This is a genomic window from Leptolyngbya sp. 'hensonii', from assembly GCF_001939115.1.
Taxonomy (GTDB): Bacteria; Cyanobacteriota; Cyanobacteriia.
The window spans coordinates 120,283-136,935 of the sequence record NZ_MQTZ01000003.1; the positions used below are offsets into that span (position 1 = coordinate 120,283).

Below are 16,653 nucleotides of genomic sequence, written 5' to 3' on the forward strand. Positions count from 1 at the left end.
TTTAATATCAGGGAATTATTGATCAGGGTCCGGTGTTACAGGGGACACGACCCAACCCGATGAACAACCAAGGCAGCTTAACTGAATTGCCCTGGTTGAGCTAAAACATCGAGAAATTGGTTATTATACCGATTCAAAACTAAAGGGCTTGTAGGCAAGGGAGACGTTGCCCACAATGCCTGTGCTGAACGCCTGGGTTAGAATCACAATCCGGAATAAGGTCTGAGTTCAGAGATATGCTTTTTGAATAACGTTGGGGGAGATGGTGTTGTTACACAAACGAGCCGGGTTTGATTCGGGTCGAGCCACCAAAATACTGAGTGGGTTGTTGCTGGGGTTCTGGTTCCATTTGACAGTGGCGCTCTTACCAGCCGCCGCCAGGACAGTCCTTGGCGTGGTCCGTAGTCCAGATAATGCGACTCAATGGTCAGATATCGTCGATCGTCTAAGAGAGATGGGGACAGCCTATCAGACGATCGACCTGCAACAGCTCCAGCGGCCTCAGGACCTGGAGGGCATCACGGTCATCTTCCTGCCCAACCTCAAAGGTCTGACGAAGGAACAGGTGCAACTGTTCCAGGACTGGGTCAGTCAGGGAGGACGGATCATTGCCAGTGGCCCGATCGGGAATAATGCCTCCCCGTCGATCAGCCAGACCCTGCAGGCTCTGAAAGTAACTTACGCTGCCCCCACTACCGATAAAGGCGGGTTCGATAGTCGCTGGTTAAAGACCGTTCTGGAACAAAATGAACCTGGGGCTGTAACCCCTACCCCCCCAAGGGTCAGTCCGGCAACGGCAGGGGCGGCGATAGCTGGAACCTGGCCTGTGGAGACCAAGACCACCTCAACTGGGGGCAAGCCCTGGTCGATGGACGAGGAGATACCGGTTTCAGAAGACCCGGCAGAACAGGTGGCCCCTCCCGGCGCTGAAGTCACAGCAGGGCCATTGCCGATCAATGCCCTGGATGCGATCGCCCTACGGCAAGAGCTGGAAAATCTGATTGGTCGGGTGGAAAGTGCCCTTTTGGCGGTCAATGCTGCGGCTGCAAATCCAGCCAATCTCCAATCTTCCCAATTGAAGGCGATGACGATCGCCCCCACCGCCGCTGATCAGGCATCTCCCGCAGGGGCTAACGCTTTGGCCACAGCCCGCCAGTTGATTCGAGCCTTTTCTGAATCCGTCGAGCAGGGTGATTATGCCATGGCTCGCCGTCAGTGGCTGCAGGCCCGGCAATTGTTATGGGACAGCTATCCCCTGGATCAGCCCTTTGCCCAACCTGAAATCCGCGCTGTTTGGCTTGATCGGGGCACCATTGTTCAGGCAGGCTCCGAAAAAGAACTGGCGCTCATGTTCGATCGCCTGGCCGCCGCCCGGATCAACACCATTTTCCTGGAAACGATCAATGCCGGTTACCCCATCTATCCCAGCAAGATCGCTCCCCGACAGAACCCCCTGACTAAAGGCTGGGACCCACTGGCAGCAGCGGTCAAACTGGCCCATGAGCGGGGGATGGAATTGCATGCCTGGGTTTGGGTATTTGCCGCTGGCAATCAGAAGCACAATAAACTGGTGCAGCTCCCGGTTAGCTATCCCGGTCCCATCCTGGAAGCCCATCCAGATTGGGCCAACCGGGATAATCAGGGTAGGATTGTCCCTCTTGGTCAGAACAAACCCTTTCTGGACCCGGCTAACCCTGAGGTGCGAGCCTATTTGCTCCAGATCTTCACCGAAATTGCCACCCGTTATGAGGTGGATGGTCTCCATTTGGACTATATTCGCTACCCCTTCCAAGATCCCAGTGCCGATCGGACCTATGGCTATGGAATGGCCGCCCGCCAGCAATTCAAACGCCTGACCGGGGTGGATCCGATTACCCTGTCGCCCCGTAATCCGGATCGATCGGCCCAGATGCTGTGGCAACAGTGGACTGATTTTCGTACCCAGCAGGTGAACAGTTTTGTGGCAGAGGTGGCCCAGACCCTGCGGCCAAAGCGGCCCCGCCTGATCCTGTCAGCGGCAGTCTTTCCCATTTCAGAATTTGAGCGTTTGCAGAAGCTGCAACAGCAATGGGAAGTCTGGGCCAGGGAGGGCAATGTAGACCTGATTGTGCCCATGTCCTATGCCGCCGATACCAATCGCTTTCAGCGAATTGTGCAGCCCTGGCTGATGCAGGTGGATCTGGGTGGGGCTCTGGTCATGCCCGGTATCTACCTGTTTAAGTTGCCCGAGTTAATGACGATCGACCAGATTCAGGCGATTCGCAATCTTTCGGGGGGTGGATATTCTCTGTTTGCCATGCAGCACTTCAGCGATCGGCTGCAGTTGATTTTCAGTCAGACTCAGAAGCTCCCCCAACCCATTCCCCAGGAACCGATTCCCTACCGCCAACCCTTTGCCACAGCCGCGATCCGGTATGCCGGGTTGCAACGAGAGTGGGAATTCCTGATTACAAGAGGCAAATTGCGGTTTCGGGAAAAGGAATTAGTGAATTGGCGTACCCAGTCAGAAGCCGTAGCAGTCGCTTTGAGCCAACTGGCAGAACAACCGACCCCAGCCCATCTAGATCGGGCCATGGAACTGACAGGTGAATTTCGGGGTCAGTTTCGAGACTTACTGCGCCTGCCTGCTCTGGGACAGTCCTATCAGGTCAATACCTGGGAAAACCAGTTGACTGCCATCGATCGCCTGCTGCAATATGGCAAACGCACTGCCTTCCGCAGTTAGGCGTGGCATCATGCTACCTCCGCTCTATCACGAGTCCTACAGAGAATTCCAGCGCCTGTTAACCGGCTTGCAAGATCAGGTGGTCCAGGCCAATCCCGATCGGGTCAGGCTACAGGCGGAATTTCTCAAGGTCCAGCAATTCTTTCAACTGCAAATCCTGACCCTTAATCCGGGGGATGGGGCGATCTCCCAGCGGTTGCAAGCCCTCCAGACTGAAACCAATAAGCAACTGCGGTTGCTCGCTGTGGATATTTCGTTTCTACAGGCGGCTCGCCAGCCCGCCACCACCCAGCAACGGCAGGCCCAGATCCGCGATCGGTTGACGACCCTGGCGGGCTACTGTGAGGTTGTACTGCAGGGGAAGGCATGATCTTTCCCTGGCCTTAACCTTTTCCGGTACCCTATATCCTGTACCTTCATCGAAGTCAGCCATGCATTGTCCCAAAGACCGGAAGATACTCCTGGTGAACAGTCAGATCAGTGGTGATCTCGCAGTCAAATGTTGCCCAGACTGCAAAGGCACCTGGATTCCGGCTGAACAATACGAGGCATGGCAGGCCAGACAACCTCAGAGCAATCAGGACGTTTTCCCGGAAACCCTGGATGTGGAGTATGTTCAGTCTCCCTTTGATGCCAAAGGAGGGCTGTGTCCTGATTGTAGGCATTACCTGTCTCGGGCCAGGGTGGGACTGAAGACGCCCTTCTACGTAGAACGCTGTCTGGAGTGCGGCGGCATCTGGTGCGACTATGGGGAGTGGGAGGTGCTGGAAAAGCTGGGCCTCCATACTTCAATTCAGCGGTTATTTTCCAGTGAGTGGCAGGCCAGGGCCAGGGAGCGGGAGCATCTCTCCCAGGAGCGGCAAGCCATGATCGATAAGTTGGGTCAGGAACTGGCTGATCAGGTGTTTGGTCTGGCCGATGCCCTGCAGGATCACCCGAATGGAGATTTTGGGGTAGCTTATCTCATGCGTCGCTTCGATCGGCCTGTGTCCACGGAGAATAGGTGACCAGAATTATCGAGATCCGGCACAACCTGCCGTCATTCTGGGGGCAACTGTTGGAGTCCCGGCCTGGACTGGAATCATCACAACAAACTCTGAGCCCTCACCGGGGATAGAGGTGACATCCAATGTGCCACCATGTTTATCCACCACAATAGAGTGGGCAATTGCCAATCCCAACCCAGTGCCCCTGCCCACGTCCTTCGTTGTGAACAGGTGGTTGAAGATCTTTTGTTGTACCTCAGGGAGGATGCCAATTCCGTTATCCCGAATGCGAATGACGACAGATCGCCCCTGGTCAGAGAGTTCGGTTTTGATTGTAATCTGGTTGGGCGTTGTGCTGCTCGCCTCAGGGGTGAGGCCCTGATTCCCATCCTCCAGAGCATCGATCGCGTTGGCCAGCAGATTCATGAAGACCTGATTGAGCTGGCCAGCGTAACATTCGACCTCCGGTAAGGCCCCATAGTCCTTGATCACCTGAATTTCAGGACGGTCGTCATTGGCCCGGAGACGATGCTTGAGGATCAGCAGCGTACTCTCGATACCGTCATGCAGGTTAAAGCGAACAGGACGATCGCTGTCTGTTCGGGAGAAGGTGCGCAAACTGGTGCTGATGTTTTGAATTCGCCGCAACCCTTCCTGAGTTGAGTCCAGCAGCTTGGGCACATCTGCCCGCAGGTAGTCCAGATCGATCTCCTCGATCGCGGCCTGAATGGCTGTTCCCGGCTGTGGGCAATGTTCCTGGTAAAGATGAAGCAGATTGAATAAATCCTGCAGATAGCCGCTCAGGTGACTGATATTCCCACTGACAAACCCAAGGGGGTTATTAATCTCATGGGCCACCCCCGCAACTAAATTGCCGAGAGCTGACATTTTCTCACTTTGCACCATCTGCATTTGTGAGGTTTGCAGGTTTTGCAAAGCCTGGGTCAGGTCAGCAGTCCGCTGGGCAACCTGTTCCCCTAGGGTTTTCGTGAGTTTCCGCAATTGCAGATGGGTTTTCACCCGCGCCAGCACTTCAGCTTCCTGAAAGGGCTTGGCAATGTAATCGACAGCTCCCAGATCAAATCCTTTGATCTTGTTTTCGGCATCGGAAAGGGCCGTCATGAACAGGATAGGAATGTCCTGGGTTTTGGGGTCTGCTTTTAGCAGGCGGCAGGTTTCAAACCCACTGATACCGGGCATCATCACATCCAGCAAAATCAGGTCGGGCAGGCGATGTTGGAGTTGCTTGATGGCCCGTTCGCCACTGATGGCGATCGCCACTTCAAAGCCAGCATCGGCCAGGGCATCTGAGATTACATCCAGGTTGGCAGGGGTGTCATCAACAATCAGAATCAGCTCAGAAGATTGAGAGGCCATAGGTTGTGCCAGAAAATTGCTCAGAGGGTTGGTATTAATGCAGTATGGGGATGGACCTGAGGGAGAAAGGGCCATGGTCAACCTTTTTGGCCCTGAGATTGCCCCCCACTTACGGCAGGAATTGTCCAAACAGTTGTTCGAGTTCTTCGGCCTGAAAAGCCTGGGCAAGTTGGATCACCTGCTGCAGGAAAGCTTGCATCTCTGGACTATTGGTTTCCAATTCTCTGGCAGCTTCGATCAACGTCTTCAGTCGTCCCTGCTGAGCCATCTCCAGAAAAACTTGCAGGGTATCCCGATCGGGAATTCCTGCAGACTCACGGGTCAAAGCGGGAGCAATGGCCATCTCTGGTGTGGAGGGAGCTACCTCTTGCGTCTGGTAGATCCAGGTGAGATTGAGATGTTGTTGCAACTGTTGGAATAACTCATCGGCCTGAACCGGTTTGGCCAGGAAGTCATCGCCACCAGCCTCGATACTTTCCTGCCGGTCCATGTCGGAAACCGAGGCAGAGGAAACAATTACCTTTAGATGCCGCAGTTGGTCATCCTGACGCAATGTTTTCAGCATCTCAAAGCCATCCATGACGGGCATGGCCAGGTCGGTGATGATCAGATCGGGCTGGGCTGCGGCTTTTTCCAGCCCCACTTGACCATTTTCCGCTTCAACCAGGTTAAAGCCCAGGGGCTCCAGCAGGCTGACCAGAACAGAACAATTTTCCCAGCGATCATCGACGATCAGGATTGTGCGGCGATCGCCCTCATATCCCACCAGGACTCGACCTGATTCGGTGCTGCTATCTCTCACCCAGTCTGTAGCCAGGGGCAATCTGACCTCGAAGGAAAAATCACTGCCGACTCCTGGCTGGCTCTTGAGCTGAATCTCTCCCCCCATGAGGGCAACAATCTGGCTGCTGATCGCCAGTCCCAGGCCAGTGCCTTCAGATTGGCGGGTACGATCGCCCACCTGCTCAAAGGGCTTAAAGATCGCCTCAATTTGATCCGGTGCAATTCCCACTCCTGTATCTGCAATCGTGAAGCGCAGGTGCGCTGCCAGAGGATCCGATGCGGGCGTAGACACCGGATGATCTAAAACCTCAACTTTGAAAATAACGGAGCCTTTATCCGTGAATTTGGTTGCATTGCCCAGCAGGTTAATCAGCACCTGGCGCAACCGTTTCTCATCGGCATACACCGCTGCCGGTAAGCTGGCATCGGGAGCGTAGATAAACTCCAGGTGCTTTTGTTCAGCTCGGATCCGGCAAATCTCGACCACACTCTGCAGAAAGGCAGGCAAGTAGACGGGAGCGGGATGGAGTTCCAGCTTGCGGGCTTCGATTTTGGACAGGTCGAGGATATCGTTGATCAGGGTCAGCAGATGGGATCCGCACTGGTGAATAATCTGAATCCCCCGCTGCTCTTTTTCTCCCCAGGTTTTGGAGCGAGTGAGGATCTGGGCATAACCAAGAATGCCATTCAGGGGAGTCCGGAGTTCATGGCTCATGTTCGACAGAAACTCGCTCTTGGCCTGGTTGGCAGCATCGGCAGCCAGTTTAGATTTTTTCAGTTGGGCCTGCTCCGAGGATTGCACATAGGCCAGCACCCCAATTAGGGTTCCGGTCAACATCAGGACCACAAAAGCAATCCCATCCAGAAGCCGCAGTTGGACTTCAATGTTCTCACGGGGAATCACCAGGGCCACTGACCAGTTGGCTTCTTTCAGGGGCAAAAAAGCGACGTACTTGTCAACCCCATCTAAAGTAACCCGTTCAATGCCCGTTTTCCGATCGACCATCCGCTGACTGATCATAGCCAGGGCTGAATCATTCGACTTGATCAGACTCGGGGCAGGCTTTTCCAGGGTGGACATGAGGGCCGAGTTGGGGTGAACAATCGCTTCCCCTTTAGAGTTGAGCGCAAAGGCATAGCTGCCATTCCCGTATTTCAGATCCCCCACGACGTTCGTAATTTTTTCAATGCCGACAGGGGCATTCACCACGCCGATCGGTTGTCTGGATGCAGCTTGAGGAGGGCCAGACCAGATCGGTGCTGCGAAGACAATGATATGCCTGCGGTTGACCCGTGACAGCATTGGGTCCATGACGGTCGGTTCTCCTGCCATTCCCCGCTTAAAGTGAAGCCGATCCTTCAGATTGATGTTGGTACGTCCCTTGAGCAGATTGAAGAACTCACCCTCGGAGTCGATAATCCCCAGGAGAGGTTCAAAGGATTTGAGGCGCTGATATTCTGCTTCAAAATGGGGGGTGATCGTGGTCCAGTTCATCGTTCTGGTGATGGGAATGCTTGCGATCGCCTCAGTCTCGGACTTCCTCAGAGCAATCCACTTGTCAATTTCATCTGCACCACGACTGACCTTCAAAAATGCATTTTCCTTCAGATTTTCGAGGGTGGCATTACGGACAACTTGATAGCTAAAGTAGGCTGCTACGCCCACAACCAGGGTTGTGCCCCCAACGATGAGACGGGTGAGCAAACTGCGGGAGGGCTTGACTGTTTTTTGGGAGGTCAATAACTGGGATCCCAAAACTATGGGTTCATCAATTTTTGGGGAGTTCGATAGCATGAGACTAGGCTTAGGAATGAGGATTAAATAACATCACCAAACTTCTGCTTGCCCTCACCTCCCTCTCCCGACAGAAGAGGGGCAGGGGGTGAGGGCTGAAACTCTCGGAATCATTAAATTCAGGATCCTCAGTTGAGGAAAAAGCGCTGTTATCTCCTAGGATGCCCATCCACCCTCCCAGGCTAACGACATCATTGGCTCTTGATGTATTACTGGTAGAATTCCCGAAAGATGTCCTGGCTGATAGATATCGTTGCCCGGTGAGAGGGTTGTTCAATGAGCAACCTTGCCACAGTTCATCCCTCACAGGGTTGATTTTGTCATGGCCCCTGGCTGTGACACAGCCATAGATAATAAGAAGGTTCAGGTTTGGGATAATCATCATTTATGGATGAAGCCTTGCTGCAAATTCAGAATTTACGGGTGGCTTATCCCAACCGTCAGTCGGCTGGGATGACTCACCAGCCTGCCATACTGAACTGGGCCATAGATGATGTCTCCCTCACCCTGCAACCAGGGGAGAAACTGGGCCTGGTGGGGGAGTCGGGCTGTGGTAAATCCACCCTGGGACGGGCCATCCTGCGCCTGTTACCCGCTTCAAGCCATATTGAAGGCCAGATTCAGTTTTGGGGTCAATCTGTGGTTGATTTCTCCCCGGAGGAGCTACGCCGTTTTCGGGGAGAAGTGGTGGCCCTGGTGTTTCAGGACCCGATGACGCGTCTGAACCCGACAATGACGATCGGGGACCACTGTATCGAAACCCTGCAGGCTCACCAGCCCCAGTTGACCTACCGACAGGCCAAAGGGCAGGCGATCGCCACCCTGGAGGCTGTGAACATTCCGGCCAACCGCTGGTCCCAGTACCCCCATGAGTTCAGTGGCGGCATGCGGCAGCGGGTGGCGATCGCCCTGGCTCTGTTACTGAATCCAAAGCTGATTGTGGCAGATGAACCCACCACCAGCCTGGATGTCACCATTTCGGCCCAAATTCTGCAGGAGTTGACCCGTCTCTGCGCTGAACGGCAGATGGGGCTGATGCTGATTTCCCATGACCTGGCGATGGTGGCCGAATATTGCGATCGCATGGCGGTCATGTACCAGGGCAAACTGGTGGAACTGGAGACCACAGAAACGATCCTGCACCATCCCCAGCATGCCTATACCCAGGCTCTGCTGCAGTCGGCCCTGCATCTGCAACGGAGTGCTGAGGCTAACCAGCAGACGGCCCCGGCACTGGAGCAAGGGGAGCCTTTACTGCGACTGCAGAATTTGAAGCAATATTACTCCCTGGAACAGAATTTTATGGCTCGCCTTCTGTCCGGGCCAGCTCCTGCAATCAAGGCAGTAGATGGGATTGATCTGGACCTGTATCCGGGGGAAATTCTGGGGTTGGTGGGGGAATCAGGTTGCGGCAAGAGCACCCTGTCCCGCACCATCCTGCAACTGATCCGGCCCACAGCCGGGAAGGTAGAATTCCTGGGGCAATCCCTGACGGACCTCTCCCGCCAGGAGATGCGGCAGCAGCGCCGCCAGATGCAGATGGTGTTTCAGGATCCCCATGCCTGCCTAAATCCGATGATGACGGTGGGACGGGCGATCGCCGATCCTCTGCTGATCCATGGCTTAGCCGATGCCGCCGCAGCCCAGAGACAGGCCCTGGAGATGCTGGAACGGGTGGGGCTAACCCCCGTGGAAGACTACAGCCAGCGCTATCCGGCAGAACTTTCGGGGGGGCAGCAACAGCGGGTGGCGATCGCTCGAGCCCTGATTACCCGTCCCCAATTACTGATCTGTGATGAACCCGTCAGCATGCTGGATGCCACGATTCAGGCTCAGGTGCTGGCGCTAATGCTGGCGCTCAAGCAGGAGTTCAATCTCACCTACCTGTTCATTACCCATGATCTCTGGGTAGCCCGCTTCTTCTGCGATCGGATCGCGGTCATGCATGGAGGCCAGATTGTGGAATTGGGACCCACCCAGGATCTCTTTACTCGCCCCCAGCATCCCTATACTCAGACCCTGCTTCAGGCAGCGCCCTTACTGGTCCGCAGTCGGGAGCTGTAGAACCTGTCAGGCAGCATCAAGCAACGGCTGAGGTGTCGTTGGTGTAAAGCAGTGCCCGCTTGGGACCGTGGATCGGATCTTCGACAATAATCGTCTGGTCGCGGCTAGCTCCCAGAGAGACGATCGCGATCGGCACTTCCATCAACTCGGCCAGAAACTTGAGGTAGTCGAGAGCTTGTTGGGGTAGGTCTTCCAGATTCCGACATTGTTCCGTAGATTGCTTCCACCCCGGCATCGTTTTATAAACGGGCTTACAGAGGGCCAATCGGCGGGAATCACTGGGGAAATCCTGGCAGATCTGGCCATCAATTTCGTAAGCCACACAGACCTTAATTTCATCCATCTCATCCAGCACATCCAGTTTGGTAATGGCCAGACAGTCAAGACCATTAATCCTCACGGCATACCGACCAATAACGGCATCAAACCAGCCGCAGCGACGCTTCCGGCCCGTCGTGGTCCCAAATTCTGCCCCCCGATCGCAGAGCAATTCGCCCAGCATGCCATCCAGCTCTGTGGGGAAGGGTCCCTCACCGACCCGAGTGGTATAGGCTTTGGCAACGCCAATCACCCGATCGATCATCGTCGGACCCACCCCAGCTCCAATGCAAGCTCCTCCCGCTACCGGATTCGAAGACGTGACATAGGGATAGGTGCCGTGATCCAGGTCCAGCAGGGTGCCCTGGGCTCCCTCGAACAAAATGTTGCGTCGCCGCTGCACCGCCTCGTAAATCTTCAGGGAGCAATCAACTACATGGGGTCGGAGTCGCTCGGCGTAGCCCAGATACTCTTCTGTAACGGCTTCCGGGTCCAGGGAGGGGAGATTGTAAAGCTTTTCTAAAATCACATTTTTGGCTGCGATCGTCCAATGCAGTTTCTCTGCCAGGGACTCCCCATCCATCAGGTCCACCATCCGAATCCCACTACGCTCTGATTTGTCCGCATAGGTGGGACCAATTCCTCGGCCTGTGGTGCCAATCCGCCTTGCGCCCCGGCGCTCCTCCGCAGCCTGATCGATTAGCCGATGGTAGGGCATCGTCACATGGGCTGTCTCAGAAATCATTAAATTCTGGGTTGAGACGTTCAGAGCGGCCAACTGATCGAGTTCAGCGATCAATCCTTTGGGGTCAACCACTGTCCCGGAACCAATAATGCAGTCCGTGTCTGGATATAGAATCCCCGAGGGAATCAGGTGCAGCTTGAAGGTCTGATCTTTGACTACGACCGTGTGACCGGCATTCACCCCCCCCTGGTAACGAACCACCACATCTGCGGATTTACTCAGCAAGTCTGTGATCTTGCCTTTTCCTTCATCGCCCCACTGGGCACCGATTACGATTACGTTAGCCAAGGGTGTCTCAAATGCCAAACTCACAAATTATCATTATCAGCAAGCAACTTTCAGCATGTCAACTCAGACACATGAGATTGTTAAGCCTTTGTTGCAAACTCAAGGCGCCAAGCCAACCGTTGTGGCTGAATATTACTTTTTGTATAGAGAGGGTGGCGAGGCTGTCCGATCTGGGTCAGGCCCAAGCAGTAAGCTGCCTGATTCGGGGATAACAATTCCAGGACTGCCTGATGTCGGTTTTTCCAGGTTCCCCGATTTCCCCAGGCCAGAATGGTCCTCTGAGATCGCCCGATCGCTTGCATCAGGTACTGATCATTTTCCGCACCGATCGGATCCTGCACCTGCCGTAATTGCAAGGGGTCTGTTGCCCGATAGGCAAACAGGTTCACTACTTCCAGGGAGGCAAACCCCCACGATCGGGCAAAGCCCAGACAGCGCCGGATGGTTGGATCGTTCTGGGTGGCATCGGCTGTACTGGGATTCAAGAGGATGAAACAAAGTCGAGAATTGCCCTGTTCCCATGCTCGCCAGAGGGTATAGCGGTAGGTGGCTGTAGCGTCGAAAATAGCTCCCATACTCACAATTTTTTCAAATACAGGCAGTGGCGAATGCCCCGGCTCAGAGGAGTCGTGAGGGCATCGATCTCCTCCAGGGTCGCCTGCTGCTGTTCCAGGACAGGGGCGAGGGTCACCGCTTCCCCATCGGTCCATTGACCCCGATAGAGAACGGCGACTCCGCCCGTTCGCAAAAACGGCAAGGCATACTCAGCGCAGGCAATAGCCGATCCTACAGCTCGAATTAGGGCCAGATCATAGCTCGATTGATAGGGCGATCGCCGATTAAGGATCTCGGCTCGATCGTGGAGGGTCTGGACGGTTTTCAGCTCCATGCGGGCAATCAGGGCTTTGAGAAAATCGATCTTTTTTCGGGTGCCGTCCACAAGGGTCACAGACCAGGTGGGACAGGCGATCGCCACCGGGAGGCCCGGAAACCCTCCTCCCGTGCCAATGTCAATCACCTTCTGGGGGGGCAAGGAGGATGACAGAAAGCGGCGTACCCCCACCAGGGAATCCCACAGGTGCTTTTCCCAAAATTCTTCAGGTTCAGTAATGCGAGTCAAATTGAGGGACTGGTTCCCTTCCAGGAGCAGGTCGTAAAGCTGTTGAAACTGCTGCACCTGATCAGAATCGGGTTGCCAGCCGATCGTCTCTTGCCAGATTGTCGTCAGGTTGGGAAGGGAAACAGGCATGGGAAGAGACTATCAGTGCAGGTTTTAAGGTACCACCTATTTTGTTCAATCAGATATGAATCATTTAATTAATGTTCTGTTGTCTAAAGTGAGCATTCACTCATTTTTATTGAAAAAAATCTTAGCGATGCTTTACATTACATAATGTAAGTTTAATTTTTAGGTTAGAAACACGGTCATGGTTGGATTTATCAAGGGTTTTTGGGGTTCAAACAATCAAAATGAAGCGTCTCAAGGGCAATCATCTGGTTCCTATTTCCTGAATGCGGATGAAGCAAAAACCATGGGCAACGTGGATTATATGCGTACTGCCAAAACTGTCCGACGCACCTTTCCCAGCTCCAAGGGCGAAATCGAAATCATTGAACAGATTTCTGCGGTTGAGAAAAAACAGGGAACAGAATTTTCAGCACCTTCTGAATCTGCTCCAGAGACCCCTGTCTCCATCAAGGATGAACGGGTTGCTGAGCGCCGCCAGACAGATACCAGCATGGACATGTTCCGGAATATGGCTCGGAGCATCAAGAAGTAAGGGCGCTGGGGCATAGCATGCCCCAAATCTGGACATCTGGGGTCCTCTTCTGGAACCGCGATTTTGAGTCGGAGCAGGATTCTCAGGAACTGATTAAAAAACTGAATAATAATGGAGCATGATGCAGGTCGTTGGCCTGCCAGTTCCTTCCAGGTCAATCTCTTGTGCGCTTCGACATTGTCACCCTTTTCCCCGATTTCTTTTCCTCTCCTCTCAGCTCAGGATTATTGGGGAAAGCTCTGGCCCGGCAGATTGCTGAGGTTCATCTGATCAACCCCCGCGACTTTACAACAGATAAGCATCATAAGGTAGATGACGAACCCTACGGCGGTGGGGTGGGGATGGTAATGAAACCGGAACCCATCTTTGCGGCTGTGGAATCCCTTCCAAGGCTGTCCCAGCAAGACGTAATTCTGTTTACGCCTCAGGGTAAGACAATGAACCAGCGGATGTTCGAGGAATGGACGACCTTCGACCAACTGGTGCTGATCTGCGGCCATTACGAAGGCGTTGACGAGCGCGTCCTGCATCTGGTCACGCGAGAGGTCTCCCTGGGGGATTTTGTCCTCACCTGTGGGGAAATTCCGGCTCTGACTCTGGTAAATGGAGTCATCCGGCTACTGCCCGGAACAGTAGGAAAAGTCGAATCTTTGAAAGCCGAGAGCTTTGAGGCTGGGTTGTTGGACTATCCCCACTACACCCGTCCGGCAATCTTTCGGGATTGGCCTGTGCCAGAGGTGTTGCTGTCGGGCAATCATGGGGCGATCGATCGCTGGCGGCAGGACCAGCAGATTGAACGCACCCGCGATCGTCGCCCCGATCTCTATGCCGAATGGGTAAGGAGCCAGAATCCCTAAAGCCTATTACGCCTTTGCAAAAGTAGTAGCGCGTCGCCTAATGTGCTGGGTAAAGAATCGCTGGCACAATTAGGACCTGACCTGGGAAGCATCAAACTATCCACGTCAGGTGCGTAAGCATCCCGACGAGCTGTTAGCCTCAAACCTTTTTGCTGAGGAGGTTTGGAGGAGGCGCGGTGTCCTCCAACGGGGGTGTAGGGGGCTGGCCCCCTGCAAAACAAGACCAACATTTTAAGCTTGCCATGCTAGGGGTTGGGTAGAGAAATCTGGCAAAATTTCCTACAAAATCCCCTCTGTCTCTTGTTCAATCAACCCAATTTCTGATTCGCTCAGGTGATACAGCTGATAGATTTGTCGATCGAGATCTTGCTGCAAGGTTTTCATCTGAGCCTGCCGATCGGAATCTTGCCCATAGCTATTCCTTTCTGTAAGCCTGAGAATTTTGCTGACAGATTCGGAAAAGAATACCTGTTCAGAAACAGAAATTTCTGGATAGGGCAGTCCCAGAATTTGCTGTGAATTAATCGAAAAGAAATTCCCTGCGATCCGGGCCGATCGATTTTGAATCGAAAAAATCCACTGGTATAAACGGGAATTTAATAGCCCCAAAAGATACAGAAAACTGTCTTTAATTTTGAGATTAATCTTGATCCCATAAATTCCAATAAAGACGGAACCTGTGGTGTCTAAAACAGCGGTAATGCGGGTATCATTGCCCCGGATTAAAATCTTGGGGGTTTCACAAAAGTCTCGCCAGCGTTGTTGAGAAATAATGCCGTCTCGATTTAAAAAATAAGGGGCTTCGATCAAATGACCGATCGTTCTCACCCGCTTCTGGGCATCAATGACATAGGGTTTGAGGTGGCCACAAACCAGGACCCGTAAGCCCTCATACTTGGAGGGAGGATCTGAGAGATCCTGTTCCGGCACAATATAGTTCTGCCAGCGATGGTAATCTCTGGCCCGAGGAGTACCGCAGAAGATCTGTTTGGGTTCCAAAACATGGTGCAGGGAACGGGTATGGGTGAGGATTTTTTCCAATACCCGAGCCTGCCCCGGAAGAGATAAGGAAATGCTGGTTCGATCGAGCAAAGATTGTTTGGGGAGCAAGACAGATTCGGCCCGATCTAGATCTGCCAAACAACTGGCAACCTTAGTTTTGACCCATTCAGTGTGACAATTCTTTTGCAGAATGGTAATCAACGGATAGGCAGCAGCCTGGAAAATATCCTGGGCTCTGGAAACATCCAAAAACTCCAGAATAGAATATTGCAACAGGAGTGCTCGCAGCTTTTCACCATAGGAACGAATGAGAAACTTATCAGGGGTAATATAAGCCAGAATCCCATCAGATTTCAGCAGCCGAATGCCTTGTTCAAAGAAAAGAATATAGGCATCGTAGTCTCCCTGGGCGGTCTCATACTGTTGTTTGAAATAAGATTTGAGGGCCGGATCCTGCTTATGAATTCTGATATAGGGAGGATTGCCAATCAGAATGTCAAAGTGATTTTGATCGTTCAGAACCGGCTCCAACAAAAAGTTGTGACAGCGAATGGTGCGTTGTAAATCCGGCAGGGGCTCGATCGGGTCTGGACGCTCCGCCTGTAAAGAGAGGCTGAGGCGTAATCGGGCCATTTCAACCGTCTGGGGATGAATATCCATACCGTGAATCGAGGCTTGCAGGGTATGGACCTTGAGTTGAAAGGCAGTCCGGGCGGTCTGCTGCCCCGGGGGCAAGTGGGGTGTCAGGGCAATACGGGTCTGGACAATGGCTTGCACCATGCCCAAAGCAAAGACACCTGTCCCGATCGCCGGGTCGCAGATTTTCAGGTCAGCCAGGGCACGATCCAGCACCAGCGCCTGCGGCATCAGAGCCCCCGTGAGCTGCTGTACCTCAAGCAACTGTTGCAGATCGGTGTATAGTTCGGCAGCAGTCAGGGCTGGGGTAGGAGAGAGCAGACTAGCCAGATAGGGGATCAGACTTTGACGGCACATGTAACGGACGATCGGCCAGGGGGTAGAGAAATTACCCCGCAATCTCCGTTGAGATGAAACCAGGGGAAGTTCAAACACCTCACCTAGAATGGCAGGCGTGAGGGTCAAAGGGGTAGGGGCAGTTTCTTCCCGCAGCACAAAAGTATATCGATCGAGGAGCCGTTCAATCTCCCTGCCGATCTGATCCCCCATCGGGGTTTCCTGTGCGGAACTGATCCCCGTAAAGCGGTGCAGCAGGATCTGCCCCATCCATGCCCTCGCGATCGTGGCGGGATCAGGTTCATTCGGTGGACTATCCTGACCCCAGGTGGGATTGCCCAGGGTCATCTGATGCAGTTCACCGGTGAGTTGGTGCAGCAGTTTCCCATATTGGCGCAGGAAAACCCGGACCGTCTGTCGATCCATCACGCTTGTGTTCCTAGCATGGCATTGCTGCCTTAAGATAGTGCATTCAGCCAACCGTTGACATCCGTTTTCAACTGGTGACCCAGTTCCAGGAGTTGCCGCAAATACCGAACTTCCGGATGGGAACTATCTAATGCTTCCCCAGCCTGAATTTTCTGGATTTGTTGCAGACATCGGGGCAGTATCTGACTGCGCAGACATTGGAAATAATATTCCTGTGCCCGATCGATGGACAGTCCCAGGTTAAGGCTGTTCCCCAGAGCCAGCAACCGTTCCAGATGCTGAATAAGTAGGTCGGAGGGATAAAGTATAAGATAGATTTGGCCCTCTACTGGTTGTCTCTAGTGCCTGCCCCCTTACGAATCAAACTGAGTGACGAGGAAGACCGCACCCTGGCTGAACTGAGATTAGCCACGACCGTGCCGCAACGAACCCGAGACCGTGCCCATATGCTGCGGCTGAATGCGCAAGGATGGACCGCCCCGGCAATCGCCGAGGTCTTTGAGTGCCATGAACATACGGTGCGAGCCACGA

General features: G+C 53.7%; 14 protein-coding genes. 7 read left to right on the forward strand and 7 right to left on the reverse strand.

What is annotated here, in order from left to right; translation table 11 throughout:
* The first annotated feature begins 262 nt into the window (after positions 1-262).
* From BST81_RS01880 to BST81_RS01890, 3 genes are all read left to right on the forward strand, one after another.
* Entirely contained in the window at positions 263-2,725 is a 2,463-nt protein-coding gene (locus tag BST81_RS01880) for a family 10 glycosylhydrolase (protein WP_075596847.1), read from the forward strand.
* Positions 2,726-2,735: 10 nt separating this feature from the next.
* A complete protein-coding gene (patD, locus tag BST81_RS01885; protein ID WP_075596848.1) occupies positions 2,736-3,095 on the forward strand; it encodes a heterocyst frequency control protein PatD in 360 nt (119 codons plus the stop codon).
* A gap of 61 nt (positions 3,096-3,156) precedes the next feature.
* Entirely contained in the window at positions 3,157-3,732 is a 576-nt protein-coding gene (locus BST81_RS01890) for a zf-TFIIB domain-containing protein (RefSeq protein WP_075596849.1), read from the forward strand.
* Between the two features lie 6 nt (positions 3,733-3,738).
* Here the strand turns inward: BST81_RS01890 and BST81_RS01895 are convergent, their stop codons facing one another.
* On the reverse strand, positions 3,739-5,088 hold the full coding sequence (locus BST81_RS01895) for a response regulator (RefSeq protein WP_075596866.1): 1,350 nt from the start codon (positions 5,086-5,088) through the stop codon (positions 3,739-3,741).
* A gap of 109 nt (positions 5,089-5,197) precedes the next feature.
* Entirely contained in the window at positions 5,198-7,612 is a 2,415-nt protein-coding gene (locus BST81_RS01900) for a hybrid sensor histidine kinase/response regulator (RefSeq protein WP_075596867.1), read from the reverse strand.
* A gap of 441 nt (positions 7,613-8,053) precedes the next feature.
* Here BST81_RS01900 and BST81_RS01905 point away from each other — a divergent pair, with 441 nt between their 5' ends.
* Positions 8,054-9,730 (forward strand): ABC transporter ATP-binding protein, encoded by a 1,677-nt coding sequence (locus BST81_RS01905; protein WP_075596850.1) that lies wholly within the window; start codon positions 8,054-8,056, stop codon positions 9,728-9,730.
* A gap of 16 nt (positions 9,731-9,746) precedes the next feature.
* Here the strand turns inward: BST81_RS01905 and BST81_RS01910 are convergent, their stop codons facing one another.
* The 3 genes from BST81_RS01910 to rsmG all read right to left on the reverse strand — a co-directional run bounded on the left by BST81_RS01910 (position 9,747) and on the right by rsmG (position 12,330).
* Positions 9,747-11,081: an adenylosuccinate synthase gene (locus tag BST81_RS01910; protein WP_075596851.1), complete on the reverse strand. Its 1,335-nt coding sequence runs from the start codon at positions 11,079-11,081 to the stop codon at positions 9,747-9,749.
* 80 nt (positions 11,082-11,161) lie between these two features.
* Positions 11,162-11,656 (reverse strand): DUF1643 domain-containing protein, encoded by a 495-nt coding sequence (locus BST81_RS01915; protein WP_075596852.1) that lies wholly within the window; start codon positions 11,654-11,656, stop codon positions 11,162-11,164.
* A 2-nt stretch (positions 11,657-11,658) separates the two neighbouring features.
* Positions 11,659-12,330: a 16S rRNA (guanine(527)-N(7))-methyltransferase RsmG gene (rsmG, locus tag BST81_RS01920; protein WP_075596853.1), complete on the reverse strand. Its 672-nt coding sequence runs from the start codon at positions 12,328-12,330 to the stop codon at positions 11,659-11,661.
* A gap of 178 nt (positions 12,331-12,508) precedes the next feature.
* Here rsmG and BST81_RS01925 point away from each other — a divergent pair, with 178 nt between their 5' ends.
* Together BST81_RS01925 and trmD are read left to right on the forward strand one after the other, a co-directional pair.
* Positions 12,509-12,862, forward strand: coding sequence for a hypothetical protein (locus tag BST81_RS01925; protein WP_075596854.1), 354 nt, complete (start codon positions 12,509-12,511; stop codon positions 12,860-12,862).
* Positions 12,863-13,026: 164 nt separating this feature from the next.
* Positions 13,027-13,719, forward strand: coding sequence for a tRNA (guanosine(37)-N1)-methyltransferase TrmD (gene trmD, locus BST81_RS01930; RefSeq protein ID WP_075596868.1), 693 nt, complete (start codon positions 13,027-13,029; stop codon positions 13,717-13,719).
* Positions 13,720-13,998: 279 nt separating this feature from the next.
* Here trmD and BST81_RS01935 read toward each other — a convergent pair whose 3' ends face one another.
* Both BST81_RS01935 and BST81_RS01940 read right to left on the reverse strand, forming a co-directional pair.
* Positions 13,999-16,119: an Eco57I restriction-modification methylase domain-containing protein gene (locus BST81_RS01935; RefSeq protein WP_075596855.1), complete on the reverse strand. Its 2,121-nt coding sequence runs from the start codon at positions 16,117-16,119 to the stop codon at positions 13,999-14,001.
* A gap of 32 nt (positions 16,120-16,151) precedes the next feature.
* Positions 16,152-16,388, reverse strand: coding sequence for a hypothetical protein (locus BST81_RS01940; protein WP_075596856.1), 237 nt, complete (start codon positions 16,386-16,388; stop codon positions 16,152-16,154).
* Between the two features lie 51 nt (positions 16,389-16,439).
* Between BST81_RS01940 and BST81_RS01945 the strand changes: the two genes are divergently transcribed.
* Positions 16,440-16,653: helix-turn-helix domain-containing protein (locus BST81_RS01945; RefSeq protein ID WP_171974633.1), on the forward strand; the 214-nt coding region annotated here is incomplete at its 3' end.